At 68.3% G+C, this 26,348-nt stretch carries 20 protein-coding genes and 1 tRNA gene; 13 read left to right on the top strand and 8 right to left on the bottom strand.

Going from position 1 to position 26,348, the window contains the following annotated elements:
* Positions 1-88: 88 nt before the first annotated feature.
* The 3 genes from QSJ18_RS09135 (at position 89) to QSJ18_RS09125 (ending at position 3,293) form a co-directional block, all read left to right on the top strand.
* Complete coding sequence (locus tag QSJ18_RS09135; protein ID WP_286326073.1) at positions 89-1,243, top strand: ROK family transcriptional regulator; 1,155 nt, start codon at positions 89-91, stop codon at positions 1,241-1,243.
* A 67-nt stretch (positions 1,244-1,310) separates the two neighbouring features.
* Positions 1,311-2,135, top strand: coding sequence for a transglutaminase-like domain-containing protein (locus QSJ18_RS09130; protein WP_286326072.1), 825 nt, complete (start codon positions 1,311-1,313; stop codon positions 2,133-2,135).
* A gap of 45 nt (positions 2,136-2,180) precedes the next feature.
* Positions 2,181-3,293, top strand: coding sequence for a zinc-binding metallopeptidase family protein (locus QSJ18_RS09125; protein ID WP_286326071.1), 1,113 nt, complete (start codon positions 2,181-2,183; stop codon positions 3,291-3,293).
* Between the two features lie 19 nt (positions 3,294-3,312).
* Here the strand turns inward: QSJ18_RS09125 and otsB are convergent, their stop codons facing one another.
* From otsB to QSJ18_RS09105, 4 genes are all read right to left on the bottom strand, one after another.
* On the bottom strand, positions 3,313-4,116 hold the full coding sequence (gene otsB / locus QSJ18_RS09120) for a trehalose-phosphatase (RefSeq protein ID WP_286326070.1): 804 nt from the start codon (positions 4,114-4,116) through the stop codon (positions 3,313-3,315).
* Positions 4,117-4,130: 14 nt separating this feature from the next.
* A complete protein-coding gene (locus QSJ18_RS09115) occupies positions 4,131-5,672 on the bottom strand; it encodes an alpha,alpha-trehalose-phosphate synthase (UDP-forming) (RefSeq protein ID WP_462476035.1) in 1,542 nt (513 codons plus the stop codon).
* Between the two features lie 13 nt (positions 5,673-5,685).
* Positions 5,686-5,853, bottom strand: coding sequence for a hypothetical protein (locus tag QSJ18_RS09110; RefSeq protein ID WP_286326068.1), 168 nt, complete (start codon positions 5,851-5,853; stop codon positions 5,686-5,688).
* 108 nt (positions 5,854-5,961) lie between these two features.
* Entirely contained in the window at positions 5,962-7,419 is a 1,458-nt protein-coding gene (locus QSJ18_RS09105) for a threonine/serine exporter family protein (RefSeq protein WP_286326067.1), read from the bottom strand.
* Between the two features lie 4 nt (positions 7,420-7,423).
* Between QSJ18_RS09105 and QSJ18_RS09100 the strand changes: the two genes are divergently transcribed.
* Positions 7,424-7,498: transfer RNA gene (locus tag QSJ18_RS09100), tRNA-Thr, on the top strand.
* A gap of 228 nt (positions 7,499-7,726) precedes the next feature.
* On the opposite strand, the gene QSJ18_RS09095 is transcribed toward QSJ18_RS09100, so the two are convergent.
* Positions 7,727-8,578, bottom strand: a complete 852-nt coding sequence (locus QSJ18_RS09095; RefSeq protein WP_462476034.1) for a formylglycine-generating enzyme family protein — start codon at positions 8,576-8,578, stop codon at positions 7,727-7,729.
* 127 nt (positions 8,579-8,705) lie between these two features.
* Between QSJ18_RS09095 and QSJ18_RS09090 the strand changes: the two genes are divergently transcribed.
* Positions 8,706-10,319, top strand: coding sequence for a carboxylesterase/lipase family protein (locus QSJ18_RS09090; protein WP_286326065.1), 1,614 nt, complete (start codon positions 8,706-8,708; stop codon positions 10,317-10,319).
* 237 nt (positions 10,320-10,556) lie between these two features.
* Entirely contained in the window at positions 10,557-11,327 is a 771-nt protein-coding gene (locus QSJ18_RS09085; protein ID WP_286326064.1) for a hypothetical protein, read from the top strand.
* 95 nt (positions 11,328-11,422) lie between these two features.
* Here the strand turns inward: QSJ18_RS09085 and QSJ18_RS09080 are convergent, their stop codons facing one another.
* Positions 11,423-15,262 carry an nSTAND1 domain-containing NTPase gene (locus QSJ18_RS09080; protein ID WP_286326063.1) on the bottom strand — a complete coding sequence of 1,280 codons (3,840 nt, stop codon included), beginning with the start codon at positions 15,260-15,262 and terminating at the stop codon, positions 11,423-11,425.
* 495 nt (positions 15,263-15,757) lie between these two features.
* Here QSJ18_RS09080 and QSJ18_RS09075 point away from each other — a divergent pair, with 495 nt between their 5' ends.
* The 5 genes from QSJ18_RS09075 to QSJ18_RS09055 all read left to right on the top strand — a co-directional run bounded on the left by QSJ18_RS09075 (position 15,758) and on the right by QSJ18_RS09055 (position 20,085).
* On the top strand, positions 15,758-16,171 hold the full coding sequence (locus QSJ18_RS09075; protein ID WP_286326062.1) for a RidA family protein: 414 nt from the start codon (positions 15,758-15,760) through the stop codon (positions 16,169-16,171).
* Positions 16,168-17,352 (top strand): winged helix DNA-binding domain-containing protein, encoded by a 1,185-nt coding sequence (locus tag QSJ18_RS09070; protein ID WP_286326061.1) that lies wholly within the window; start codon positions 16,168-16,170, stop codon positions 17,350-17,352. Before QSJ18_RS09075 ends, QSJ18_RS09070 begins: the two co-directional genes overlap by 4 nt.
* An 83-nt stretch (positions 17,353-17,435) precedes the next feature.
* Positions 17,436-18,152, top strand: a complete 717-nt coding sequence (locus tag QSJ18_RS09065; protein ID WP_286326060.1) for a response regulator transcription factor — start codon at positions 17,436-17,438, stop codon at positions 18,150-18,152.
* Positions 18,152-19,630, top strand: coding sequence for a HAMP domain-containing sensor histidine kinase (locus QSJ18_RS09060; RefSeq protein ID WP_462476028.1), 1,479 nt, complete (start codon positions 18,152-18,154; stop codon positions 19,628-19,630). Before QSJ18_RS09065 ends, QSJ18_RS09060 begins: the two co-directional genes overlap by 1 nt.
* Before the next feature lie 29 nt (positions 19,631-19,659).
* On the top strand, positions 19,660-20,085 hold the full coding sequence (locus tag QSJ18_RS09055) for an HIT family protein (RefSeq protein ID WP_286326059.1): 426 nt from the start codon (positions 19,660-19,662) through the stop codon (positions 20,083-20,085).
* A 13-nt stretch (positions 20,086-20,098) separates the two neighbouring features.
* Here QSJ18_RS09055 and QSJ18_RS09050 read toward each other — a convergent pair whose 3' ends face one another.
* Positions 20,099-22,228, bottom strand: a complete 2,130-nt coding sequence (locus QSJ18_RS09050) for a RecQ family ATP-dependent DNA helicase (protein ID WP_286326058.1) — start codon at positions 22,226-22,228, stop codon at positions 20,099-20,101.
* 135 nt (positions 22,229-22,363) lie between these two features.
* Here QSJ18_RS09050 and QSJ18_RS09045 point away from each other — a divergent pair, with 135 nt between their 5' ends.
* Both QSJ18_RS09045 and QSJ18_RS09040 read left to right on the top strand, forming a co-directional pair.
* Positions 22,364-23,626: a bifunctional glycosyltransferase family 2/GtrA family protein gene (locus tag QSJ18_RS09045; RefSeq protein ID WP_286326056.1), complete on the top strand. Its 1,263-nt coding sequence runs from the start codon at positions 22,364-22,366 to the stop codon at positions 23,624-23,626.
* Positions 23,623-25,710 (top strand): ArnT family glycosyltransferase, encoded by a 2,088-nt coding sequence (locus QSJ18_RS09040; RefSeq protein ID WP_286326055.1) that lies wholly within the window; start codon positions 23,623-23,625, stop codon positions 25,708-25,710. Before QSJ18_RS09045 ends, QSJ18_RS09040 begins: the two co-directional genes overlap by 4 nt.
* A gap of 41 nt (positions 25,711-25,751) precedes the next feature.
* Here the strand turns inward: QSJ18_RS09040 and QSJ18_RS09035 are convergent, their stop codons facing one another.
* Positions 25,752-26,330, bottom strand: a complete 579-nt coding sequence (locus tag QSJ18_RS09035) for a TetR/AcrR family transcriptional regulator (protein ID WP_286326054.1) — start codon at positions 26,328-26,330, stop codon at positions 25,752-25,754.
* Positions 26,331-26,348: the final 18 nt, after the last annotated feature.

The raw sequence follows: 26,348 nt of genomic DNA, 5'->3' as shown, positions 1-26,348 counted from the left end.
TAACGACGTCCTGGGTGCGGATGTCCGGGTGCCGGTGATGGCTGCTGAGTTCCGGAATCGCGCCGCATCGGGTGCTAGCTTCGACCTCATGTCTGACACCGCAGAGCGCGTCGGCGGCGGAGCCCGGGTGGTACCCGCGACACTTCAGGTGACCTCGACACCGGCCGCGGCGGTGCTGCAGGCCATCCGGGTGGGTGGTCCGGTGACCCGCGACCACCTGGTCGCCTCGACGCAATTGTCGGCGGCGACGGTCAACCGGCAGGTCCATGCCCTCGCCGCCCATGGCCTGGTCGTCGAACGACCCGACCTGGTCGACCCGGGCGCCATCGGGCGCCCGAAGAATCCGCTGACCATCGATCGGGATTCGTTGTGCGTGGCCGGTATGCACATCGGTGCGCGCCGCACCGTGCTCGCCATCGCCGACCTGGGCGGCCGGACGTTGCACAGTCATGCGGTCCTGACGCCCTCGGGTCCGGCCTCGGCGGCGACCGACCAGTTGTGTGCGCTCCTCGCCGAACTCGTCAATCGATTCGCCGGTCGGCGGCTGCTGTGGGCCGGTGTCGCACTCGGTGGCGCCGTCGACATCGACACCGGCATCGTGACCCACCCGGTGCTGGGCTGGCGGCAGGTGCCGATCGGGGACAAGCTGGCGGCGGCCCTCGGGGTGCCGGTGTCGGTGTGCGAACACGTGGAGGCGATGGCCGCCGCCGAACTCCTACTCACCTCGCCGCGGGCCGACCTGGGTTCTGGCCTCTTCTTCTACGCCCGGGAAACCGCGGGTATGGCAATGACTCTCGACGGCCGGGTGCATGTACCGCAGCGTGGTGCCGGCACCATCGCACATCTGCCGGTGCGCGCTCCGGTGCTCGCGCACGGGATCGATCAGCCGCGGCTGCAGGACATCATCGGCGACGCCCCGGCCCACCGGGCCGCACAGCGGCTGGGCGAACGGATCGAATGTTCGGCGATCGCCGACGAGCGGGCCGCGACGCTCGGTCGATGCGTCGCGATGATCCGTGATGTGATCAACCCCGACTCGATCGTCGTCGCCGGTGATGCTTTCGCCGCCCATCCGGACGGACTCGCGCCGGTGCAGGCAGCCTTCGACGAGGCCAGCACCCTCGGCTGGCCGCTGGAGATATCGCCGTCGAGATTCGGTGTGCGAGTACAGGAAAGCGCTGCCGTGGTGGTCGCGCTGAGTGTGCTCTACGCCGATCCGATCGCGGTGGTCGCGACCATCTGAGGCTGCCGGGCGTCGTCGGCGCACGGCGATTGTGCCAGCGGCCGGTTCATCCCCTACAGTCTGCGTCATGTCCCTGCCATACGACGTCGGACCTCGCGATGTCTCCGCGAAGCTCGAGGTCTTCATCGGTGCGCCGACCGAACTGGAGATCCAGGTCGCGGTCGCGGTGCTGCCCGGAATCGAGATCGACGAACATCTGTCGATCACCCTCGACGGCACTGAGCTGACCCCCGAGGAGATCATCGACGAACACGGTGCCCGCATCCATCGGCTACAGCTGACCGGGGGTGTGCTGGACATCGACTATGCGGCCGCGGTCACCGCCCCCGCACACCCGCTTCCGGTGGAGGACACCGACCGCTCGGTTTACCTGCGTCCCAGTCGATATGCCGAGTCCGACAAGTTCTTCGGCTTTGTCAACGGCCAGTTCGACCAGTCCTCGCCCGACGAGAAGCTGCTGGCCGAGGTGGTCGACTTCGTGGAACGCAGGCTGCGCTACCTCCCCGGTTCGAGTGATCCGATCGACGGGGCCGCGGACACGCTGCTCGCCGGGGCCGGGGTCTGCCGTGACTATGCGCATCTCGTGGTTGCGTTGTTGCGCGCCTTGAACATTCCGGCCCGGGTGGTCGCGGTGTACGCACCCGGATGTGAGCCGATGGACTTCCATGCGGTGGCCGAGGCGATCATCGATGGCGAGTGGGTCGTCGTCGATGCGACCCGGCTCGCACCACGGCAGGCTTTCGTGCGGATCGCCACCGGACGCGACGCCGCCGACATCGCCTTCCTGGACAACCATCGCGGGTCGATCAACCTGAACTCCTATCGGGTCGGGGCGCAGGTGCGTGGGGGACTGCCGATCGACGACGGTCGGCAACTGGTCCGCATCGGCTGACGCGCCGAACCGTCGCGAACCGGATCACTCGCCTAGGCTGGGCGCGTGCACGCACTGACCTGCCCGATCTGCAACGGCCTGTCCGGATACGCCAATCGGGAGTGTCCGTTCTGCGGCACCCCGGTGGGGGTGCATCTACCGAGCCGTTCGCTGGTGGTGGCCTCCGAGGACGGCATCGAGATCGAGGGTCGCCGCTGGGTGCGGTGTTCGAATCGACACTCGACCGGCTGCAACTGGATGACACCGGCCGAACTCGACGACGACATCCTCGGGTTGGGCAGTCGCTGTTTCGCCGGATCACTGGTGCGCGGGCGACCCGACGCCGACGACACCATCGCACTGGAGAAACTGCGCCCGGCGTCGTTGGACCTCCGACTGCTCGTCTATCAGCTCGTCGACCTCGGGCTGCCCGTCGAACCGTACTGGCGTACCGATGGCGGCCTGGCCTTCGACCTGCTGTCGAGTCAGACGCTCGGGCATCCGGTGACGATCGGGCATGCCAACGGGGTCATCACCATCGACCTGGCCGAGACTCAGGACGCCTATCGGGAACGGTTGCGCGTCAACCTCGGTGAGCCGTACCGGACGATGCTCGGGCATTTCCGTCATGAGGTGGGGCACTACTACCAGCACATCCTGGTCGAGACCGGCGACGGCGCCGACCGCTATCTCGACACCTGCCGGGAACTGTTCGGTGACGAGCGGGCCGGCTATGCCGATGCGATCGAGCGGCACTACAAGTTCGGGGCGCAGGCGGACTGGCGGAAGTCGTATATCTCCGAATACGCGACGATGCATCCGTGGGAGGATTTCGCGGAGTGTTTTGCGCACTATCTGCACATCACCGGAACCATCGACACCGCACGGGAATCGGGACTCATGCTGCGCGCGGATCAGGTGCGGTTCAGCATGGACCGCGATCTGGTGCCGTTGGAGTCCTACGCCGATCAGCCGATCGAGCGGCTGCTCTATGACTGGAAGTGGCTGTCCACCATGTTCAATCGCGTCAACGCGGCGATGGGACGCCGACCGCTCTATCCCTTCGACATCCCGCGGCCGGTGGTGCGCAAACTGGGATTTGTGCACAAGGTGATCCGGGAGAGCGCCTCCCGCAACACCACCGGCGGGTTGCTGATCGGCCCGGCGCCGGGCCGCTGAGGTCCGCCGATGTTGCGTCTCAGCCGGCGGAGTCGCGTCGGCGGGTGGTGAACTCGCGGCGCTGGTCGACGAGGAAGCCGAGGACGTCGGCGACCGCGTCCGGGTCGGTGATGCGGAACCGTGCGCCCGTATCCCCGTCGCCGACCTTGATGCCGAGGTCACCGCGGTCGGGATCGAGGTGCGCGAAGGCCTTCTCGTCGGTGACGTCGTCCCCGATGTAGACGACGGCGTCGGCATGTGTGCGAGCGCGGAGGACGTCGAGTGCGTGCCCCTTGCTCGTCTCGATGACCGCGAGTTCGATGACGGCCTTACCCTCGGTGACGTGGACGCCATCACGGGCGGCCGGTCCGGTCCGGGCACGGTCGAGAGCGGCCGCCGCGTCCGCGGGAGCCGTGTTGCGGACGTGCAGCGCCGTGCTCGCCGGTTTGGTCTCCACCGTGGAACCGGGGAAATCTGCTGCGATCGACCGTAATTCGTCGATGATCTCGGCGAGTAGTGCGCGTTCGGCGGCGCCGACGGCGGTTGCGAATCCGGTGTCGAACTCGCTGCCGTGGCTGCCGACGAGGGTGACCGGTGCGCGTAGTCCGGACAGGGCGGCCAGCACCGCCAGCTCGCGACCGGAGACGACTGCCGCCATGGTGTCCGGCAGCGCCGCCGCGGATTCGATCGCGACGATCGAGTCCGGGTTCGGCACCGCATCTTCGGGCCGCGAAACGATCGGTGCCAGGCAGCCGTCGTAGTCGGAGGCGACGAGCAGCCTGCCGGCCCTGGCGACCGTATTCAGGGCGGCGCGCAGCGACTCGGGAATCCCGTTGCCGCTCATTCGGTCTGACCTGCTCATTCGTCCTGGTCGAGCTCGGGGACCAGGCGGACGCCGCGGTCGGCGGACGCGGTCGTCGTCGGGGTGGCCGACAATGCGCCGAGGAAGGATTCGGCCCACTTCGCCACGTCGTGGGTGAGCACCTGCCTACGCAGCGCCCGCATCCGTCGGCGTCCCTCCGTGGGGGCCTGGTTGACGGCCGCCTCGATGGCGTCCTTCACCCCGTCCAGATCGTACGGGTTGGCCTGGTAGGAGGACTTCAATTCGGCTGCGGCGCCTGTGAATTCGGACAGCACCAGTGCGCCGCCCAAGTCGCTGCGGCAAGCCACATACTCCTTGGCCACCAGATTCATGCCGTCCCGGAGCGGCGTGACGAGCATGACGTCGGCGGCCGCGAAGAAGGCGATCAGTTCGTCGCGTGGCACGGGCCGGTGCAGGTACTGCACCACCGGCTGGCCCACCGTGGAGAACATGCCGTTGATATTGCCGACCAGTTGCTCGATGCCCGCCCGCATCTGGACGTAGCTGTCCACACGCTCGCGGCTCGGCGTGGCCAACTGCACCATCACGGTGTCGTGCGGGTCGACGCGTCCCTCGGCCAGCAGCTCCGAAAGCGCACGCAGCCGGACGTCGATGCCCTTGGTGTAGTCGAGGCGGTCGACGCCGAGCAGGATCGTCTTCGGGTTGCCGAGTTCGGCACGGATCTCGGCGGCGCGTTTACGGATCTCCTTGGAACGGGCCTTGGTGTCCAGCTCGCCGGAATCGATCGAGATGGGGAATGCGCCCACCCGTACGGTGCGGAATCCGACCTGCACCACGCCGAACCGGGACCGGACGCCGACGGTGCCCTTACTGGTGGCCTGCCCGGCCAGTCGTCGGGCGAGGTAGAGAAAGTTCTGTGCACCGCCGGCCAGGTGGAACCCGATCAGATCCGCGCCGAGGAGCCCCTCGATGATCTCCGTGCGCCACGGGTTCTGCATGAACAGTTCGACCGGCGGGAACGGGATGTGCAGGAAGAAGCCGATGCGCAGGTCGGGCCGCAGCATGCGCAGCATCTTCGGGACCAGTTGCAGCTGATAATCCTGGACCCAGACGATCGCACCCTCACCGGCCGCGGCGGAGGTGGCCTCGGCGAAGCGGCGGTTGACCTCGACGTAGGTGTTCCACCACTCGCGGTGATATTCGGGTTTGACGATGACGTCGTGGTAGAGCGGCCACAGGGTGGCGTTGGAGAAACCCTCGTAGTATTCGGCGATCTCCTGCGACGACAGCGGCACGGCATGGATGTCGATGCCGTCGATATCGGGATTGTCGTCGGAGTCGGGGACCCCGGACCAGCCGACCCAGGCACCGGTCTTCTGCCGGAGAATCGGTTCCAGCGCGGTCACGAGACCGCCGGGGCTCCGCTTCCAGTGGACAGTCCCGTCGGGCAGGACCTCTTTGTCCACCGGGAGGCGGTTGGCCACGACCACGAATTCGGCGCCCGCATGGGGCGCGTGGCCCGGCCGATCGGAAGTGCTGTGTGCGTCGGGACTACCCGCGCCTGAACTGTCCGGGATCGGCGTCACCGGGTCAGGCGTTCTCGCCCGGTGCGATACCCAACATGGCCAGCAGCATCCGGCACTCGTCGGCGTCGGTTGCGTAGGCGGCGACGACGCGACGGGCCGAGGTGGCGGTCTCGTCGGCTACCGGCTCGTCGAGTTCGTCGTCGGTCGCGATGTCGGTGGTCTTCGCGGGCATGTACTCCCCTAAGTCTCAAACGCGTGTGCGAGGTCGGATCACCAGTCTAGCGGCCGAGCGGCGCGCCGACGAAGTCCGGCCGGGTCGGTGCTGCGGTTTCCGGGCAGGTCATCGTGGCCGTCGACGATGTTCGCGGGTGGCCGACAGCCGTCGGCGGGCCAGCCAGTCCGGCGTCGGGGGCAGGGTAGGTCGGCGCAACAGCCGGGCGACGAATTCGCCGAGGGTGACCCCGGCGGCCAGCGCGCATCCGATACCCAGGGCCGCGGTCATCCATGTGATGCCCTGCAACGTCTGTTCGTTGAGGAGGCCGTAGAGGCCGCGATAGACCGCCAGTCCGGGTAACAGTGGGGTGATGCCCGCCACCGCAACCACCAGCGGAGGCGTCAGCGCCCGGCGGGCCAGCAGACCACCGATCAGTCCGACGAGTGCGGCGGCGGTGCCGTTGGCGATGATGTCGCCGACCGAGAAGTAGTAGGTCACCACCGCCACCACACCCGCGCCGATGAGCCCGCCGAGGAAGGCCACCGGCAGCGCGCGGCGTTCGGCATAGCTGGCCAGCGCATAGGCGCAGGCCGCGACCGCGCCTGCGATCACACGCACCGGGATCTCGACGGCGTCGAAGCTGGTCGCGGTGGTGATCTCGGGAAGGTAGATGCCGCCGATCTCGACGATCCGGATCGCGATGCCGACGCCGGCGATGATGCCGCCGGTGAGCAGCAGCAGTTCGAAGAAGCGTGCCACCCCGGTGATCGGTGCGCCGGTGATCGCGTCCTGCACCGACCCGACCAGGGACAGCCCGGACAGCAGAACGACGATGTCGGCGGCGATCACCAGCGATGGCGTGAGGGTGAAGTCGAACCGGTCGGCGGCGCCGTAGACGAGCGCGGCCGGCACCACTGCGATGAATCCGCCGAGTATCTGCTGGAAGAACGGGGGCATGCCGATCCGATTGAGACGGCGGTTGACAGCCACGATCGCGACCGTGGTCGCGAAGGCCAGCAGGGCCACGATCACCCGGCCGCCGAGCAGTACCGAGATCCCCGACGCCATCACTCCCCACGCCGAGGTCGCCACCCAGTGCGGATAGGGGTGCGGGTTGGCGATGATCTTGTCGACCATGCGATGTGCGGTGTCGGCGGTGATGGCCGAGTCACGGATGCGGCGGACGAGGCGGTCCACCTGGGCGAGCCGGGTGAAGTCCATCGAGCGGTAGTAGACCTGCTCCATCGTGGTGATCGGCGGCAACGTCGGTCCGCGCCGGGCGCTCACCACGATGGTGTTGTAGGTCACGTCGACGTCGACGTCGGCGAGACCGTACACCCCGGCGACGAATTTGATCTGGGTCTGCGTGTCGATCGCGGCGGTACCCGAATCCAGCAGCACCGCACCGATCTTGGTGGCCAGATCGAGTACCTCGGTGATCGCCGCGACGTCGAACCGGTCGATCGGCTTCCGCGGCGAGACCATGATCGAGCCGGGCTCGATGGTGTCGATCGTCGCGGGTTGGGCGTCGGTGAGGCGGACAGGGTTCAAGAACCTCAGGGCGCGGCCGATATACTCACGCACACACGCCTCCTTAGCTCAGTGGTAGAGCACTCGCCTTGTAAGCGAAAGGTCGTCAGTTCAATCCTGACAGGGGGCTCCACCGAGCCCCGGTGCCGGTTGGCCGACCGCCGATCGTGCCGGGGTTTCCTCTTTTGGGTATCACATCGACGGCCCAGACTGCTCCCTGAGGCGCCGACGCCATGCCGGAGGTCTCGACGAGTTCGGGCCTAGCGCCCCTGCCGCGGCAGCCAGGCGGGCCACCAGTGTTGGCGCCGCATGTCCCGGCAGCTCATACGCGGCCCACAGCCGCCCGACAGTGAAACCGCCATCACACCTGCGCCACGCACCGGAAGCCGAGATGACTGGTCGCGGTGTCGTCGGACTGGGCCGATCGGGCCGCGGGCCGGTACCGCCGACAGTATTCGGGTGCGCACAGATGGGAGCCGCCCTTCGTCACCCGCATCACCGTCGGCGAGGTGGTCGGCGCCAGCAGGTCGGGCCGACCGTCGGCGCTGACGTGGATGTCGTCGGGTCGGACGTGGCGCGGGGTGAAGACGTCGGAGGTGCGTTCCCACACATTGCCGATCATGTCGACGAGGCCGAAACCGTTCGCCGGATAGCTGCCCACCGGACTTGTGCCACCCCAGCCCTGATTGTCGTAGGGGAAGTGACCCTGCCACGTATTCGCGCGGGGCCGACCGTCCGGAGCGAAGTCGTCCCCCCAGGCGAACTCGTGGTCGCCGGACTGCCCGCCGCGTGCCGCGTACTCCCACTCGGTCTCGGTCGGGAGCCGACGGCCCGCCCACTGCGCGTAAGCGGCCGCATCGCGGTAGGCGACATGCACGACCGGATGGTCGAGCCGATCGTCGATGCCCGAGCCTGGCCCCTGCGGCTGCCGCCACGACGCGTCGGGCTGCCATCGCCACCATTGCTGCCAGTTGCCGAGGAAGACCGGGCCGGAGGTCGGGGTGAAGACAAGTGCGCCGGGCACCAGCGTCGCCGGATCGGCGCCGGGAAAATCGGTGGGGTCGATCGGCTCCTGCGCCACCGTCACGTAGCCGGTCTCGGTCACGAACTCGGCGAACTGGGCGTTGGTGACCGGATGGGCCTCGATCGCGAAGGCGCCGACCGCACGCTCATGGGCCGGACGTTCTTCGGGGTAATGCCGGTCCGACCCCATGCGGAAGGTGCCCGCGGGCAGCTGGACGAGTTCTGTGAGAGCCACGTCGTCGAGGCTAACCGGCCCGCCGCGCGTCCGGTGTCGGCGATTGCGCCCCGATCGGTGATGGGCGGGCCACAATCGGGGGATGCCGGTTCCCAGCGATCCCGTCGCCAGCCACCCCGACGACCCCGGTCACCTGCTCCCGACGACCGTCGACGGACGTCCGGTGGCCGACACCGCCCTCGGGCCGATCGTCGGAAACCTGGTGCGCGGGGCCGCCGGAGTGGTCTCGGTGTTCGCCGGCATCCGCTACGCACAGGCGCCCGTCGGCGATCTCCGGTGGCGTCGAGCACAACCGGCCGGCGCCCACGACGGCGACCTCGACGCGTCGTCGCCGGGCGGGGTGTGTCCGCAGGAACCCAACCCGGCCATCCGGCTCGGTCCCGACCCCACGATGTCCGAGGACTGCCTGTGGCTCAACGTCTGGACACCGGCCGGTGCCACCCCGACGCACCGCGCACCGGTGATGGTCTGGATTCACGGTGGCGCCTACATTTTCGGCTCGGTAGCACAACCGCTGTACGACGCCACCACTTTGGCGGCCACCGGAGACGTCGTGGTGGTCACCGTCAACTACCGGCTCGGCATCTTCGGTTTCGCCGATCTGTCCAGTGTCGGAGCGGGATTCGAGACCAACGTCGCGCTCAGCGACGTCCTGGTCGCGTTGCGCTGGGTGCGGGAGAACATCGCAGCCTTCGGCGGTAACCCCGACGCGGTGACCATCTTCGGGGAATCGGCAGGCGGCGGCATCGTGACGACGCTGCTGACGATGCCCGCGGCGGCCGGACTCTTCCATCGCGCGATCGCGCAGAGTTCGCCGGCGACCTCGATGTATGACCAGGAGCGTGCCGAACGGGTGACCGCGTCGATGCTGGACGGTCTGGAGTCCAGGACAGCCGACGGTGTGCGCCGCGCCGAGAGTGCGGCATTGGTCGCCGCGTCGATGCGTGCGTTCGCGCAGGTGCCCGACACCGCACCGGGCACCATCGCCTTCGCGCCGGTGATCGACGGTGACCTGGTGCCCCGCCATCCGCTGGACGTGTACCGGGCGGGGCAGTCGCTGCCGGTGCCGCTGCTGATCGGGACCAACCGGGACGAGGCGACGGCCTTCAAATTCATGAAATCGCCGCTGATGCCGATCACCCCCGACGACATCAGACGCATGTTCGCCGACATGTCCGAGCAATACCCCGACGTCGTGCTGCCGGAACGGGCCGAGATCGCGGCGGCGTATTCGGGGTTGCGGCCCAAGGTCGCCGGACTCGGAGTGGCCCGCGACGTCGCCTTCCGGATGCCGACGCTGTGGCTGGCTGAAGCGCACACCACCCGTGCTCCGGTCTTCGTCTACCGCTTCGACTTCGCCACGCGGATGCTGAGAATGCTGCGGGTCGGAGCGGCACACGCGACCGAATTGCCGTACATGTGGGGCAATCTCGTGAACGGCTCCAAGGACATCACCTTCCTGCTCGGCGGTCGGGGACAGGGGGAGGCGGTCTCGCGGCGGATGCTGGCGCGATGGGCGGCGTTCGCGCACGGTGGCGCCCCCGACGCGCGTGGGATCGAGGACGCACCGGATTGGCCTGCCTACGATCCGAGGACGCGTCCGGTGCTGGTGATCGACGAACGGGATCGGGTCGCCGAGAACCTCGATGCCGACCTCTGGCGGGCCTGGGGTGAGGATGTGCTGTCCTTCCGGTGAGATCTCCGCACCCCGTCGTTGGTGCACTATTCACAATTTCGTTACTTGACGGAAAATGTTGTGGCGCAACGCCATTCCTCCCATGTCTGCGATGTGTGTCACAACGCGGGCGGCCATCTCGCCATCTGCGGCGCGCGATCGTAAATTGACCGTTGTCATCTCGTAATCCGTCGGGGGACATTCGAGGCTTTGTCTAGGAAAGGCAGTCCAATGGGTCGGGGAATCAGTGGTTGGAGTGTGCCCGCAGCGCGGTCTACGCGTTCGGGTGGTCGTTGGAAGAGTCGCACCGCGGGAGCCGGTCTGGCCGGTGTGGCGATGGTCGGCGTGCTGGGTGCGGTAGCCCCGGCCGCCAGTGCCGGCGCGCAGGCGGCGGCCCCGGCCGCGCACCACGTCGTCGCGCAGGCCGTGCCACAGGTCGCCGCACCGATCGCGGGCGTCTCCCTGGTGCCGCGTGAATCGGTGGCATCGGTGCGCAATCTGCCGGGCCGTCACGAGGTCGCGTCGCCGGAGGCGATCGGCACCTCGACCGCGGTCGGGGCCGGGATCGGCGCGGTCGTCGGATTCGGGGTGGGCTACCTCGCCGCGCCGCTGGTCGGCACCATCGGTTCGGCCGTTGCCGGTGCGGCCAGTGTGGCGCTGTGCACCGGGGCCACCGCGGTTCTGCCGCCGGCCGGTGTCGCATGCACCGTCGTCGTCCCGCTCGCGGTCGCCATCGCCTGGCCGGTGTCGGCCATCGCCTCGCCGCTGATCGGCGCCGGTATCGGTGCTGCCATCGGTGCCGGTGTCGGTGCGGCCGTCGGCAGCACCTACGCCGCCGACGCGGTGCCCGCGCCGAAGGCGGCCGCCGCCGACATCGCCGCGCCGAAGCCGGCGGGTGATCTGGCTGAGGACATCGTCGAGGATCCGACCGTGGGCAACATCATCACGGCCGCCGATCGTGCGCTCGCGCTGCACCCCGAACTCGGCCCGGCCGGCGACATCGCCCGGCAGTTCCTGCCCAAGAAGTAGTCGCATTCACAGTGAGCCCCACCGGGATTCCGGTGGGGCTCACTGCGTTGTGTCCTCGAGTGTCTCGGAGCGGACGAGGCGTCGGGTAACCGCTCTCAGTCGCAGACGTCGCCGATCTCACTGTGCGGCACGAACATGTCGCGCTGCGCCGTGCTCAACGACGGTGTCGCCGAACAGATCCACACCCTGGCCGCGTCGACGCTCAGGGTCTGCGAATAGAGGGCACCGGTGGTGTCGCCGCCGGTGAGGACCGTGGCATCCGACGACATCCGTAGCGGGAACTGCCATGTCGTGGTGGTATCGGTGGTCGGCAGCAGCGGGCGGACGCGCTGGAGATCGGTCAGGTCGCCGTCGTCGCCGATCGCGAAGCTCATCAATTCGTGGGTGCTGGTCCCGACGATCACCCGGGCCGGTGCCAGCGACAACGTCGACGCATGCAGGTCGGGTTTGCGGTCGACGAGTTGCGGTGCGTTGCCGCGTAAGTCGACCGGCACCGTCCATGTGGTCAGGTCGCGGGACGCCACCACCAGCACCCGGCCGCCGTCGGCGAAGACGGTCTGGGTGACCGGCGCGTCCGAGGGGACGGTGGCGATGGGTTCGGCGATGCCGAGCCGGAGGTCGTAGAGATAGACCCGCTTGTCGTCGGAGCTGACCGCGAGACGGTTGCCGTCCGGGCTGAAGGACACGCTGCGGATCAGGTCCGTCGGTCCGGTCAAGACCGGGATCGCGGTGCTCGGACGCGCCGGATCGTCGGTATTCCAGATCTGGACGGTGAAGTCGGATCTGCCGGTGGCCAGGCGATCGGCGGTCGGGGAGAACGCCACCGGGGACGTATAGCGGGTCCCGACCCGCAGCTTGGCGGCGGCTCGCGGCCGGTCCGGATCGGCGACATCCCACACCTCGACGAGCCCGCCGTTGTTGTTCGCCGTCGCCACCTGGGTGCCGGTCGCGTTCACCGCCACCCGCGGATGGTCGTTGACCCGACGATCGATCGGCGTGCGTGACCGCAGCGTCATCGTCCCGGGCCGCGGCGTCCACAGGTTCAGCGTGGTGTCGGTGCCGACGGTCGCGAGGACCCGATGATCGGCGCTCGTGCCGATCCCGGTGATGATGCCGCCACGATCCGGGACGGTCGTCGGCGGCAGACTCCAGACGTCGAGCGTGCCGTCCGACCGCCCCGACACCAGTTCGGTGCCGTCCGGGCTGAAGGCCGCGGAGAAGGTGCGCACCGAACCCTGTTCGGAGGCGGTCTGCAGCGCCCACTCGGTGATCGGGGACGTGATGTTCGCGGTGTTCCACACCAGGACGGTGCCGTCGGCCCGCGCCGACGCCAGCCGTGTACCGGCCGAGTTGAAGGCGACCGACCAGGAGCCTGCGGTGGTGTTGGGCAGCGCGGTGGTGATCGGGCGGGGTTGTGCCGGATCTGCGACATTCCACAGCTGCGCGTTGGCGCTGTCACCGGTGACGGCGAGGGCGCGACTGTCGGGACTGAACGTCACCGCATGCGCGATGCTCGGGAAACCGCCGATGCGGGCCACCGGCTGAGGGGTGCGTCCGGTCGTCCACAGCCGGACGGTCTGGTCGTCGCCGCCACTGGCCAACGTCCGGCCGTCCGGGCTGAAGGCCAGTGTGCGCGCGGCAGATGCGCCGTGCGCGTCGAGGACGGCGGTCTGGGTGAGGGCTCCGTCCGGGGAGACGGCGAAGATGGTGACCGTCCCGTCGTCGGCCGATGCGGCCAGCGTCGACCCGTCGACCGAGAAGCGGACCATGTACACGGTGCCGTGGCCGGGTTCGGTGGTGGCGGCCAACACCGGATGGCCAGGGTTGCGCAGATCCCAGACCCGGACGGTTCCGTCGCCGCTGCCGGTGGCGAGTAGCGGGAGCGTCGGGTGGAAGTCGACCGACGTCACATACTGGCCGTAGCCGGTGAGTGTGGCGACCTCCCGGTAGTCGGTGCCGTCGTCGGTGCGTTCCCAGACGCGGACCGCTCGGTCCCCGGTCGCCGACGCCAGGTACCGGCCGTCGGTGTCGAACGCGAGGTCATAGACCGGACCCGTGTTGCCGGGGATGGCCCGCGCCAGCGGGCTGGTCGCAGCCCCGAGCATCCGGCTGGTCACCGTCTCGTCGTCGGGATACAGCTCGTGGGCGACCAGTAGCAGGTGCGCGGCCAGCGACGGATTCGACTGTTGCAGGCTGTCGATATGCGACAGCAATGCCGCCCGTTCGGCACTGTTGCGCTGCAACGTCAGATCGTGTGCCTGACGTAGGGCGATCGCGGCGGTGATGGTCGATGCGATCGCCAGTCCGGCGACGATCACGGCCGCGATGATGACCAACATTCGTCGGCGGCGTTGCTGCGCGGACGCGGCGTCGAGGAACTCGTCGTTCTCCTTGGTCAGCAGGTGCTGGTAGTTCGTGGCCAGGGCCGATCGGTGCGTGCGCGCGTTCTCCAGCCGCGACCCGGTGTAGAGGAATGAGCGGCTGCGGTTGTTCGACACCCACGACTCGGTGTCGGCGTCGAGTTGCTGACGCCACAGGTGGGTGCCGGAGTCGGCGGCGATCCATTCCGCCAGTCGCGGCCACGCCGTGAGCACGACGTCGTGGACGAGCATCACCGAATCGGTGGACGCGGTCAGCAGCCGGGCCTGCGCGAAGATGTCGATGACCGCGGACACCTTCGGGGGGAAGCGGCCGGCGATGGTCGACGGTGCGAGCGGGACACGCAGGGCGAGTCCGGCCGGGCCGACATGCACCAGCGCCAGCAGCAACGCGCGGGCCAGGTCCTGATCTTCGGGATCGAGCGCGGCCCACGCGGCCTCGGCGGTGTCGGCAACGGCGCGCGCGATTCCGCCGGTGGCCCGATACCCCGACAGCGTCATCCGGTTGCCGGTGCGCCGTGCCCAGGTCGCATGCAGAACGTGGGCGAGCAGCGGTAGGCGTCCGGCCCGATCGCCGACGGTCGAGGCCTCGTAGAGGTCGGTGATCATCACGTCGGCGAGTCCGGATTCGATGCGGCCGCCGGCCAGCCGGACCGGTCCGGTGATGACGTCGCGCAGTTGGGTGCGGGTCATCTCGGAGACGATCACGCACCGCGACTGCCAGGCCGCGGCGAGGAACGGGAACTCGACGCATCGACCGAAGAAGTCCGCACGCAGACCGAGGATCACCACACTCTTGCGGGACAGGTCGTCCACTTCGCGCATGACGGCGACCATGGCCTCGGGTTCGAGAGCGAAGGCGTCCTCGAACTGGTCGATGATCACCGTCGGGGCGTCGGCGTCGGCGGTGGTGCGGAGGCCGGCGATCGCCTCGGCCTGGGCGGTGTCTTCCGGATTGGCCGGGACTTCTGGATCACCGGGGCATGGTTCGAGCTCGACCCCGGTGGCGGTCACCGAGCCGTACCGCAGCGCGGGTGCCCGCGAGTCACGCGCGAGTCCGGCGCGCAGCAGCGAGGACTTCCCGGACCCGGACACCCCGGTGACGATGATCAACTTCGATCGCGGTCCCGCCGATGGCTCGTCGCCGGCGTGACCGGCGCGGGTTTCCAGGATGGTGTCGACGAGGGTGCAGATCAGGTCGTCGCGGCCGAAGAACAGGGCACTGTCGGCGGCGGTGAGCGTGGCCAGTCCGGCGTAGGGCCGGGTCGTCGGTGTTGGGGGGGCCGGCGCGCGGGCGGGGGGTTCCTCGCTGAGGTGCCGGTCCCACAGTTCACGCCACTGCGGGAGGCTGAGCACATCGGGTTGCCCGGTCGCCACCGCCTTGGTGGTCAACCAGAGCAGGAGGGGTTCGACGGTGGCGAAGTCGCGGGGCAGGTGCCTGCCGTTGCGCCAATCGCTGATGCGTTGGGCCGAGACCGACGCCCGTGCCGATGCCGCGCGCAGGGTGGGACGTCCGGCCTGGACGAACAGCCGCCCGAGCGCCTCACCGAAATCCAACTCACCATCACCCTGGGACTCAACCGACCATTACCGGGAACATTGTCCGTCACGAATGGACATTGCGCCATCGGGGGGCTGCCGGGGTGCTGCGGGTCGCGTGCGCTCGTACCCGCGAACCAGGTCATTTGACCGATATTTGTCCGGATCCGGATTTGGACGTGTCCGGACCGGAATGTCTATTTTGGCCCTGACCTGTGGTTATGGGGGGTCCTGATGGGGATCGCTGGAGTTGGCGCGGGAATTGGGTTGAAGTAGTGGAGCGCGTTCGGGGGAACGTGACGGAAACGGAAGTCGCACGACACACGGAGGTGCTCAGCACCGCCTGTCGGGGGTTGTGTGTCGCGAGGCGACCGGGTCCACGGGGGTAGCCGGGGCCGGAACCGATGGGGGTCGGTCCGGCCCCGGATAACCCCTCACCAGATTCCTCGCCCCGCTCGATCACCATCTCAGATCTCGGCGGGCGGTGCCGGAGCCGTCATTAGAATCGCGGCTATGGCCGATCAGAGTTCTGGCCGGGTACGCCGACACGGTTCGTCCGCAATGCCCGACGCCGGTTTTCCCTACAGTGCAACTGTCAATGCGGGACCGATCCTGTTCACCGCGGGCATCTCACCGCTCGACGCCGACGGTGAGGTCACCGAACCCGGCGACGTCGTCGCCCAGACCCGTCAGTGTCTGCACAATCTCCGCGCCGTGCTCGCCGAGCGCGGCGCGTCCTCCGCCGATATCGCCAAGCTGACCGTGTACGTCGCCGAACATCTCCAGGTCGATCTCGAGGTCGCCTGGGATGCCGTCGTCGACGAATTCGACGGACAGGTACCTCCCGCGATGATGATCGGCGTCACCGTACTGCCCTACGACGGACAGCTCGTCGAGGTCGACGCCGTGGCCGCGGTTCCGGCGTGAGCCGAGCCCGGCCGCACATCTCCGACGATCAGCGCCGGGCGCGTCTGCTGCGGCGGCACTGTCTCACCGACGCCACGCGCGCGTCCACCGTCGAACAGGCCGCCGACGCGATGGTCGGCCTGCACGCGACGACGCCGTCGACGGTGTACCTATCCGCGCGGGCCCGGGTCACCGGATTCACCGCCGACGACATGGACGCCGCGCTCTATCGGGACCGCTCACTCGTCAAACACCTCGCGATGCGACGCACTCTGTTCGTGCTGACCCGGTCCGCCCTGGCGGACGCCGTCGCCGCCGTCGGACCGAGGGTCGCCGCCGCCGAGCGCACCAACATGTTGCGCGACCTGCGGCGGAGTGACGACTTCGACGATCCGGAGGGCTGGATCGACACCGCGCGCGTGGCGGTGCTCGCCGAACTCGCGGGCGGGGAGTGTCTGACGTCGACCCAGCTGCGGGAACGTCTGCCCACACTCGACGGCTACGTGACGGTGGGTGCGGGCCGGTCGTGGGGCACGCGGACACCGATGGGACCACGGGTCCTCAACATGCTGAGTGCCGCCGGTGAGATCGTGCGCGGACCCAACGGCGCCGGGTGGCATCTGTCCAGACCGTCCTGGGCGGCGATGTCGGACTGGCTGGGTGAACCGCTGCCGGTGCGCGGTGTCGCCGACGGTCATCGGGCGATGATCGATCGGTGGTTGCGCTCCTACGGGCCGGGTACCGAAACGGACCTGGTGTGGTGGCTGGGCTCGACGAAGACGGCGGTGCGGGCCGCGCTGGCCGAGTTGAACCTGGTCAGCGTCGACCTCGACGGTGACCGTGTCGGCTACCTGCATGCCGACGACCTCGACGGAGCCGACGACGAACCGGTCGAACCACGTGCGTTTCTGCTGCCCGAACTGGATCCGACGACCATGGGGTACAAGGAACGCGACTTCTACCTCGGTGAGCACGCGCCGCACGTCTTCGATACCAACGGCAACGGCGGACAGACCGCGTGGTGGGACGGACGTATCGTCGGTGGGTGGCGTCAGCGCCCGGACGGAGCGATCGAGGTGCATCTGCTGGAGTCGCTGCCGAGATCGGCGCGCCGGGAATTCGACGATCGGGCGGAGGAACTGGCCGCCTGGATCGGCGATGTCCGGCCGAAGCCCGGTTACCCGGCGCCCTTCATGCGGTGAGGTGAAACTGCAGGTCAGGCCACACAGGAAGTTGGCAGACATATTCCAGATCCGCCCCAGAGTGGTGTGGCAGGGTGTTATCCGTGAGTCAAGCAGGTCAGCCCGGACAGGGTGCGAAGGTTCTCGTCGTCGACGACGAGGAGAACATCCGGCAACTGTTGTCCGTGTCGCTGAAGTTCCAGGGTTATGAGGTGGAGACCGCCGACAACGGTCCGGCGGCCATCGATGGCTGCCGCACCTACAAACCCGACCTGCTGGTCCTGGACGTGATGATGCCCGGGATGGACGGGTTCGGTCTGCTCCGCCGCCTGCGCGCCGACGGTATCGAAGCGCCCGCGCTGTTCCTGTCGGCCCGGGACTCGGTCGAGGACAAGATCAACGGCCTCACCATCGGCGGCGACGACTACGTCACGAAACCGTTCAGCCTCGAAGAGGTGGTGGCCCGTCTGCAGGTGCTGCTGCGCCGCGCCGGGTTCGACGGTGACGAGAAGTCGGCGTCGCGGATCACCTTCGCCGACATCGAACTCGACGACGAGACGCATGAGGTCACCAAGGCGGGCAAGCCGGTCGCACTGTCGCCCACCGAATTCACGCTGCTGCGGTATTTCATGGTCAATGCGGGCACCGTGCTGTCCAAGCCGCGAATCCTCGACCATGTCTGGAACTACGACTTCGGCGGCGAGGTCAACGTCGTCGAATCCTATGTGTCCTACCTGCGTCGCAAACTCGACGACGGCGTCAATCCGCTGATCCACACGCTGCGTGGGGTGGGTTATGTGATGCGGGAACCGCGGGCCTGATGGCCTCGCCCACCACGCCGGTGCGTACGGAATCCGCGGTCCCGGTGAGCAACGATCGGCCGGTGGGCCGGTCCCGGCGGGGGATCCCGCTTCGGGTGTCGCTCGTCGGACTGATGCTGGTGCTGGTGGTCGTCGGTCTGTTGGTTTCCGGCATCGCCGTGACGTCGGCGATGAAACAGGACCTGATCAGCCGCACGGATGACGGACTGCAGTCGGCGGTGCGTACCTGGGCGGCTCCGCGTGATCGGGTCGGCGACCCTCGGCTCGGTGGGCCACCGCCGGGGCCGCGTCGGCCACCGTCGTCCTATTTCGTCGCGATCACCTTCCCCGACGGCGCCCGGCAGTCGAGCAACGACTTCGATGACGATCCCGACATCGCGGCCCTGCCGGACGGCAATGCGGGACCGACGACGGTCGGTTCGGTCGACGGCGATGGCCCGAAATGGCGGATCATCAAGGTGCAGAATCAGTGGGGTGAGTCGATTGTGGCGATCCCTCTCACCGACGTGAACGCCACCATCTCCCGGCTGGTCGGGTTGCAGTTGGCGATCGGCGCCGGGGTCGTCCTGGTCGTCGGGGTGCTGAGCTATCTGCTCGTCCGGTCGAGTCTGCGGCCGTTGCGCCGTGTCGAGGAGACCGCGCATGCGATCGCGGCCGGTAACCTCAACATGCGCGTGCCCGGTGCCGCACCCAACACCGAGGTGGGGAGTTTGTCGGCGTCGCTGAACACGATGCTCGGACAGATCCAGCATGCGTTCGCCGCCACCGCGGCCTCCGAACAGCAGGCTCGGGCCTCCGAGGAGAAGATGCGCAGGTTCATCGCCGACGCCAGTCACGAGTTGCGGACACCGCTCACCTCGATCAAGGGGTTCGCCGAGCTGTATCGCCAGGGTGCGGTACCCGACACCGCGGACGCGATGCGCCGTATCGATGACGAGGCCGGCCGGATGACGCTGCTCGTCGAGGATCTGCTGGTGCTCGCACGGCTGGATGCGCAGCGTCCGATGAGCTTCGAGCCGGTGGATTGTCTGGCCCTGGCCGCCGATGTGGTGCAGGCCGCGCATGTGAGTGCCCCCGGCCGTGACCTGCGGCTGGTGGTCGGCGACAGCGACGTCCCGCCGATGGTTCGGGGGGATTCGGCCCGCCTGGTACAGGTGTTGCGCAACCTCGTCGGCAACGCGATCGCCTACACCCCCGACGACGCGTCGATCACCGTCGGCGTCTCGGTGGACGACGACGAGGTGGTCCTCGGGGTCACCGACACCGGCCCCGGGCTGACCGCCGAGGATCGGGCGCACGTCTTCGAGCGCTTCTATCGCGGTGACACTTCGCGCTCGCGCGTGGACGGCGGTGGCAGCGGTCTCGGTCTGTCCATCGTTGCGGCGATCGTCGCCGCACACGGCGGCCAGGTCGGGGTGGACTCCGAACTTGGCGGCGGGGCGAATTTCTGGGTACGTCTGCCCCGGCTGGCGGAATGAGCGGCGGCGACGCCACTAGACTCGGCCACATGGCATCTGTCTTCAGCATGATCATCAACGGTGAACTGCCCGGGCGTTTTGTGTGGAAGGACGGACAGGCGGTCGCCTTCCTGACCATCGAGCCGGTGACCCCGGGGCACGTGCTGGTGGTGCCCCGCAAGGAGATCGATCACTGGGAGCAGATCGACACCGCCTCGTTCACTCATCTGTCGGATGTGGCGCAGAAGGTCGGGCGTGCGGTGAAGGATGCCTTCGACGCGCCACGGATGGGGCTGCTGATCGCGGGACTCGAAGTGCCGCATGTGCATTTGCACGTGTTCCCGGCGCTGACCATGCAGACCTTTGACCTGGCGAATGCGAACAAGAACGTCAGTCCGGAGGAACTCGACGCCGCCGCGGCGAAGATCCGGTCCAGCCTGCGCGGGCTCGGCTACGGCGAATACGTCGCAGACTGAGTTCCAGAACCGATCAGACCGTCCGGTGGATCAGTAGCGGGGAGACCGACGCGGCACCCGCGCTACGCAGGGCGGCCGCCGCGATGGTGACCGGCCAGCCGGATGTCGTGGCGTCGACCACGAGTAGAACATGTTGTCCGGCAACATCTTCGGTGGGTGTGCCGATCCGGTGATACCAGTGCGCGGCCTCGACGCCGCCGGGTGCATCGGAGGGTGCGTCCCCCGGCGCGACGGGCATCGCCGCCCCGGGGCGCCGACCCACCGCGCGCAGATGTGCGGCAAGGGTCTCGGCCAGCGTGGTTCCGGTCAGTCGCAAGGACACGATCTGGTCGGGTCGGACGCCGTCGGCGCGCACCCATGCCGCGAGGGTGGCGACCGCGACGTCCCCCAACTCGGCGAGTGCCGCGTCGTCCCCGCTGCGGGCGGAGCCGAGTAGGTCGGCCCACTCGGGTGCGTCCGCGTGGGCGAGCACTCGGCCACCCCGGGCGGCGAGGTCTGGTGAGATCCGGCCCCGCATCGGGAATCCCGGGCCGTCGCCGCCGGATTTGGTGGCAGGCGGCCACATCTTGCGAGGCTCGAGAACGGTCGCCGACGACCGCAACGATGCGGTGATGGTGCGGACGATCTCGGTGTCGACCTCAGCCGTCAGCGGCGGGGTCAGCTCGCCGCGGCACACCGAACATCGACCGCAGTCGGCGGCGGCCGGGTCGTCGAGAGATTCGGTGAGAAGACGCATGAGGCAGCGCTGACCGGTGATGTAGGAGCGCATGATGTCGGCTTCGCGTTGGCGTACCCGCACGATCCCGGCATAGTGTTCGGCCGCGAATTCCCACGCCCGTCCGGTCGACCGCCAGCCGTCGGAGCCGCGGTCGGTGGCGCCGTCGACGGCGAGTTGCTTGAGCATCAGCTCGACCCGCGTGCGCCGGTAACCGGTCATCGATTCCAGGGTGGGTACCGACAACGGCTCCTCCGAGGTGTCGAGCACCTCCAGCAGGCGGTGCATCTTCACCGGGTCGGGGATGGTCGCGGTGGCGAAGTAGTCCCAGATGCGGTCGTCGGTCCGTGACGACAACAGCATCACCACGGCGTCGTCGAGCGCGCGTCCGGCACGTCCGACCTGCTGATAGTAGGAGACCGGCGACGGTGGTGACCCGACGTGGACGACGAAGCCGAGATCGGGTTTGTCGTAGCCCATGCCGAGTGCCGAGGTCGCCACCAGGGCCTTGACCTCGTTGCGCAGCAGGGCATCTTCGAGTTCGTGCCGGGCCTGCGCGTCGAGCTGTCCGCTGTAGGCGGCCACCGGATAATCGGATCCCTGCACGGCCTTGATGGCGCCGACCAGTCGGTCCGCATCGGCGACGGTCAGCACATAGACGATCCCCGAGCCGGGCAGCGCGGGCAGGTGCTGGGCCACCCAGCCGTAGCGATGGGTAGGCGAAAGATTGTCGATAACGTTGAGATGCAACGACTTCCGGGCGAGTGGCCCGCGGAGCACCAGGGTGTCGTCGCCGAGTTGGGCGGCCACGTCCGAAGTGACCCGGGCATTGGCGGTGGCGGTGGTGGCCAACACCGGTGTCGCCGGATTGAGTTCGCGCAACACGTCGGACACGCGGCGATAGTCCGGCCGGAAGTCATGCCCCCAGTCGGAGACCGCATGTGCCTCGTCGATCACCAGGAGGCCGATGTGGCCCGCCAAGGCGTCGAGGACACGGCGGCCGAAACCGGGATTCGACAACCGCTCGGGTGACACCAGCAAGACGTCGATCTCGCCGCCGGCGAGTTGATCCTCGATGGTCGACCATTCGTCGAAATTCGACGAGTTCAGCGTCGCGGCGCGCAAGCCGCCCCGTTCGGCCGCGGCGACCTGATCGCGCATCAGCGACAACAGCGGCGAGACGATCAGGGTTGGGCCGCCGCCGTCACCTCTGATCACCGCGGTGGCCGCCCAATACACCGCCGACTTGCCCCAGCCGGTCGCCTGCACGACCAGCACGCGCGCACCCGTGCCGGTGCGGCCACCGCCGGCGAGGGTGCTGACCGCGGTCATCTGGTCGTCGCGAAGCCGGGCGTCGGGGCCGGCCAGACTGGTGATCACCGCGTCCGCGGCCCGCTGCTGATCGGGGGACAGGGTCGGGGTCGTCATGGTCCCCAACGTAGCCGGGAAGACCGACATCGGGCCGAACCGGTCCACACCCCCCGGCGTCCGGCCCGGTCGCTCACAGGAAGCTGGCAGGTCGGGTCCAGATTCGTCCGAGCCTGGTCGCCGAATGTGTATCTCATGACCACTGACGTGTCGCAGACGCTTGCCACCACACCCACCACCCTGGCCGACAGTTCGGTGCCGCGACCGGTCCTCGACATCGTGGTTCCCGTCTACAACGAGCAGGCCGACATCGCCGACTCGGTGCGTCGCCTGCACGCCCACCTGCGTACGCATGTGCCCTATGCGGCACGGATCACCGTCGCCGACAACGCCAGCACCGACGACACGCTGGCGATCGCCACGGAACTCGCCACCGAGATCGACGGCCTGCGCGTGATGCACCTCGATGAGAAGGGACGCGGCCGGGCACTCAACGCGGTGTGGCGCCGCAGCGACGCCGAGATCGTCGCCTACTGCGACGTCGACCTGTCCACCGACCTCAACGCGCTGATGCCGCTGATCGCACCGCTCATCTCGCGGCACTCCGACATCGCGATCGGCACCCGGCTGTCGCGCTCCTCGCGCGTCGTCCGCGGCGCCAAACGAGAGTTCATCTCACGTTCCTACAACCTCATCCTGCGCACCACGATGGGGGCCAAGTTCTCCGACGCACAGTGCGGCTTCAAGGCGATGCGTACCGACATCGCGCGGGAGTTGCTGCCCTATGTCGAGGACACCGGCTGGTTCTTCGACACCGAGTTGCTGGTCCTCGCCGAACGGATCGGCCTGCGGATCGCCGAGATCCCGGTCGACTGGGTCGATGATCCCGATAGCACGGTCGACATCGTCGCCACCGCCGTCGCCGACCTCAAGGGATGTGCGCGGGTGGGTTTCGCGCTGGCCACCGGCCGGCTGCCGATCGTCGAGCTGCGGGCGGCCATCGGGCGTGATCGCGCACCCGGACCGGCCATCGAAGGAGTCCCGCCGGGTCTGGTCGGTCAGCTCGCCCGCTTCTGCGTGGTCGGGGTCGCCTCGACGCTCGCCTACGCCGTGCTCTACCTGATGCTGCATTCGGTACTCGGCGCTCAGGTGTCGAACTTTGTCGCGCTGGCCATCACCGCGGTCCTCAACACCGCCGCCAATCGACGGTTCAGCTTCGGCGTGCGTGGCCGTGCGGATGCGGTCCGCCACCACCTGTTCGGTCTCGGCGTGTTCGTCTTCGGCTGGCTGGTCACCGCCGGATCGCTGGCGATGCTCCATATTCTGGTCGCCGATACCAGCAAGCAACTCGAACTCCTGGTGCTGATCGTCGCCAATCTCGTCGCCACGATCACCCGATTCGTGGGTCTGCGGTGGATCTTCCGCCCGCAGCTCGACGCCGCGGACGCCGCCGCATGACCGCCGTCGTCAACCCCGGATCGTCCGACACCGTCGACCCGGGGCCGCAGGACGCCGCCCCGGACCGCCCGGTGCCGACGACCACGGCCCCCGAGTCGGCGCGCACCGCCCGGCGCACGGTCGTCGAACGCGGATCCTTCGGTCTGCTGCTGATCGGTACCGCCGTCCTCTATCTGTGGAATCTGTCGGTCAACGGGTGGGGAAACTCCTTCTACTCGGCGGCGATCCAGGCCGGCTCGCAGAGCTGGAAGGCCTGGTTCTTCGGGTCCTCAGATATGGCGAACTCGATCACGGTCGACAAACCTCCTGCCTCGCTGTGGATTCCGGGTCTGTCGGTGCGGATCTTCGGGCTCAACTCCTGGTCGATCCTGGTACCTGAGGCGTTGATGGGTGTCGCCTCGGTCGCCCTGCTGTATCTGATCACCCGGAGGTACTTCGGTCATTGGCCGGCGATGCTGGGCGCCGCGACGCTCGCGCTGACGCCGGTGGCGGCGTTGATGTTCCGCTTCAACAATCCGGAGGCCTTGCTCATCCTGCTGATGATCGGTGCGGTCGGGGCCTGTCTGCGGGCCATCGAGACCGAGCGCATGCGGTGGCTGCTGCTTACCGGCGTACTCGTCGGATTCGGCTTTCTGACAAAGCAACTGCAGGTCATGCTGATCGTCCCGGCGTTGGCGTTCACCTACCTGGCCTGCGGTCCTCGGACCTGGCCGCGTCGGCTCGCGGAACTGTTCGGCGCACTCGGCGCGATGATCGTCAGTGCGGGCTGGTGGCTGCTGATCGTCGAGCTGTGGCCGGCGTCGTCGCGTCCGTGGATCGGTGGTTCGCAGAACAACTCGATCCTCGAACTCACGCTGGGCTACAACGGGTTCGGTCGCCTCAACGGCAACGAGACCGGCAGTGTCACCCCCGGTCGCGGCATGGAGATGCCCGGCGGTCCGGGTGGGGCCGGTCCAGGTGGCGGTATGTGGGGGGAAACCGGCTGGGCGCGGATGTTCGACTCCGCCCAGGGCGGTCAGATCTCCTGGCTGATCCCCACCGCGCTCATCCTGGGTGTCGCGGCACTCGTCCTGCTGGGACGTACGCGCCGTGGGGATCTGCGTCGCGCCTACCTGTCGGTGTGGGGACTGTGGCTGCTGGTCACCATGGTTGTCTTCAGCTACATGGCAGGCATCTTCCACAGCTACTACACCGCGGCACTGGCCCCGGCGGTGGCGGCGGTGGTGGCCGGCGGTGCGGCGGTCTGCTGGACCCGCCGTGAGCAGATCTGGGTCCGCCTCGCACTCGCGGCCGCCGTCTGGGCTGCGGCGATATGGGGATTCGTGCTGCTCGACCGGTCCCCGGACTTTCATCCGTGGCTGCGGTACGTCGTGCTCGTCGCCGGCTTGATGGCCGGGGCGCTGATGATCGGCGTCGCCCGACGGGGATTGGCGGTGGCGGCTGTCGCCGGTGCGATCGTGGCGGGACTGCTCGGACCGCTGGCCTATTCGGTGGACACCGTCCAGACCGCGAAACATGGTGCGATCATCTCTGCGGGCCCGCATGTCGAGGGCGAGTTCGGTCCCGGTAAGGGCGGTCCGCGCGGCGGTCCTGGACACCGTGGCCCCGGCGGTATGCCGGGTATGCCTCCCGGTGCGCCCGGGTCGATGCCTGGTGGACCTGGCGGAATGCCGGGTGGCCCGGGTGGCCCACGAGGAGGCGATATGGGCGGTGGGGGTCTGTTGTTCGGCTCCACGCCGAGTGCCGAGGCCGTCGACTACCTGAGCCGCGATGCGGGCTCGTTCACCTGGATGGCAGCGACGGTGGGGTCCAACTCTGCGTCGGGCTATCAGCTGGCGACCGGGCACTCGGTGATGCCGATCGGTGGGTTCAACGGCACCGATCCGTATCCGACCCTCGACGGTTTCCAGAAGCTGGTCGCGGAGAAGAAGATCCACTTCTTCATCGCCGGTGGTGGTTTCGGTTCGCGTGGTTCGTCGTCGGATGAGCCTGCGCAGCAGATCACCTCGTGGGTGGAGGGCAACTTCGACTACCGCACCGTCGACAACATCAAGATCTACGACCTCACCGCACCCAAGCGATAGTGCTCATCGTCGGGTGCCGGGCACCCGACGATGGTGTCTTCTCAGCCGGGGAGTTCGACGGCCCGTTGCGCGAAGTCGATCAGGAAGGCGCGCATCTCGTCCATCGGGGCGTCGGTGAGCGCGTCGGGACCGGTGAGCAGGCTGGTGAGTTGGGGCATGGCCAACGGCCATGCGCCGATCCCGATCAGGGTGAGCAGGGTTCGGCCCGCCTCCCGCTCGCTCATCCCGGTCCGGCGGGTGAAGTCCACGATGACGTTCCGGTACCAGTCACGGCGGTCCTCGTTCGTCTCGATCAGCCCGTCGCCGTAATACAGGGCCTCGAACATGAGTAGCCGGAGAACCGACGGGTCGGCGCGGTGGTAGTCGAACAGCCGGCCGATGTACTCGGCCGTGGTGCCCTCGCCGGGCCTGACCTGGTCGGCGAGCGCGAGGATCGCCTCGGCGAGTACCGCGGCGAACAGTGCTTCCTTGTTGCCGAAATGCCCGTAGATCCGCTCCTTGTTGCATCCTGCGCTGCTCGCGATCCGGTCCATGCGCGCGCCCGCGATGCCGTGTGCGGCGAATTCGGCATGTGCGGCCGCCAGGATCGATTGTTTGGTTCTTGCGGAATCACGTGCCATAGGGGTTCGCGCGGGTGC

The organism is Gordonia heveisoli (genome assembly GCF_030315745.1).
Lineage (GTDB): Bacteria > Actinomycetota > Actinomycetes > Mycobacteriales > Mycobacteriaceae > Gordonia.
Note: the sequence above shows the minus strand (reverse complement) of the source record. Positions and strands in the feature narration are given on the sequence as shown.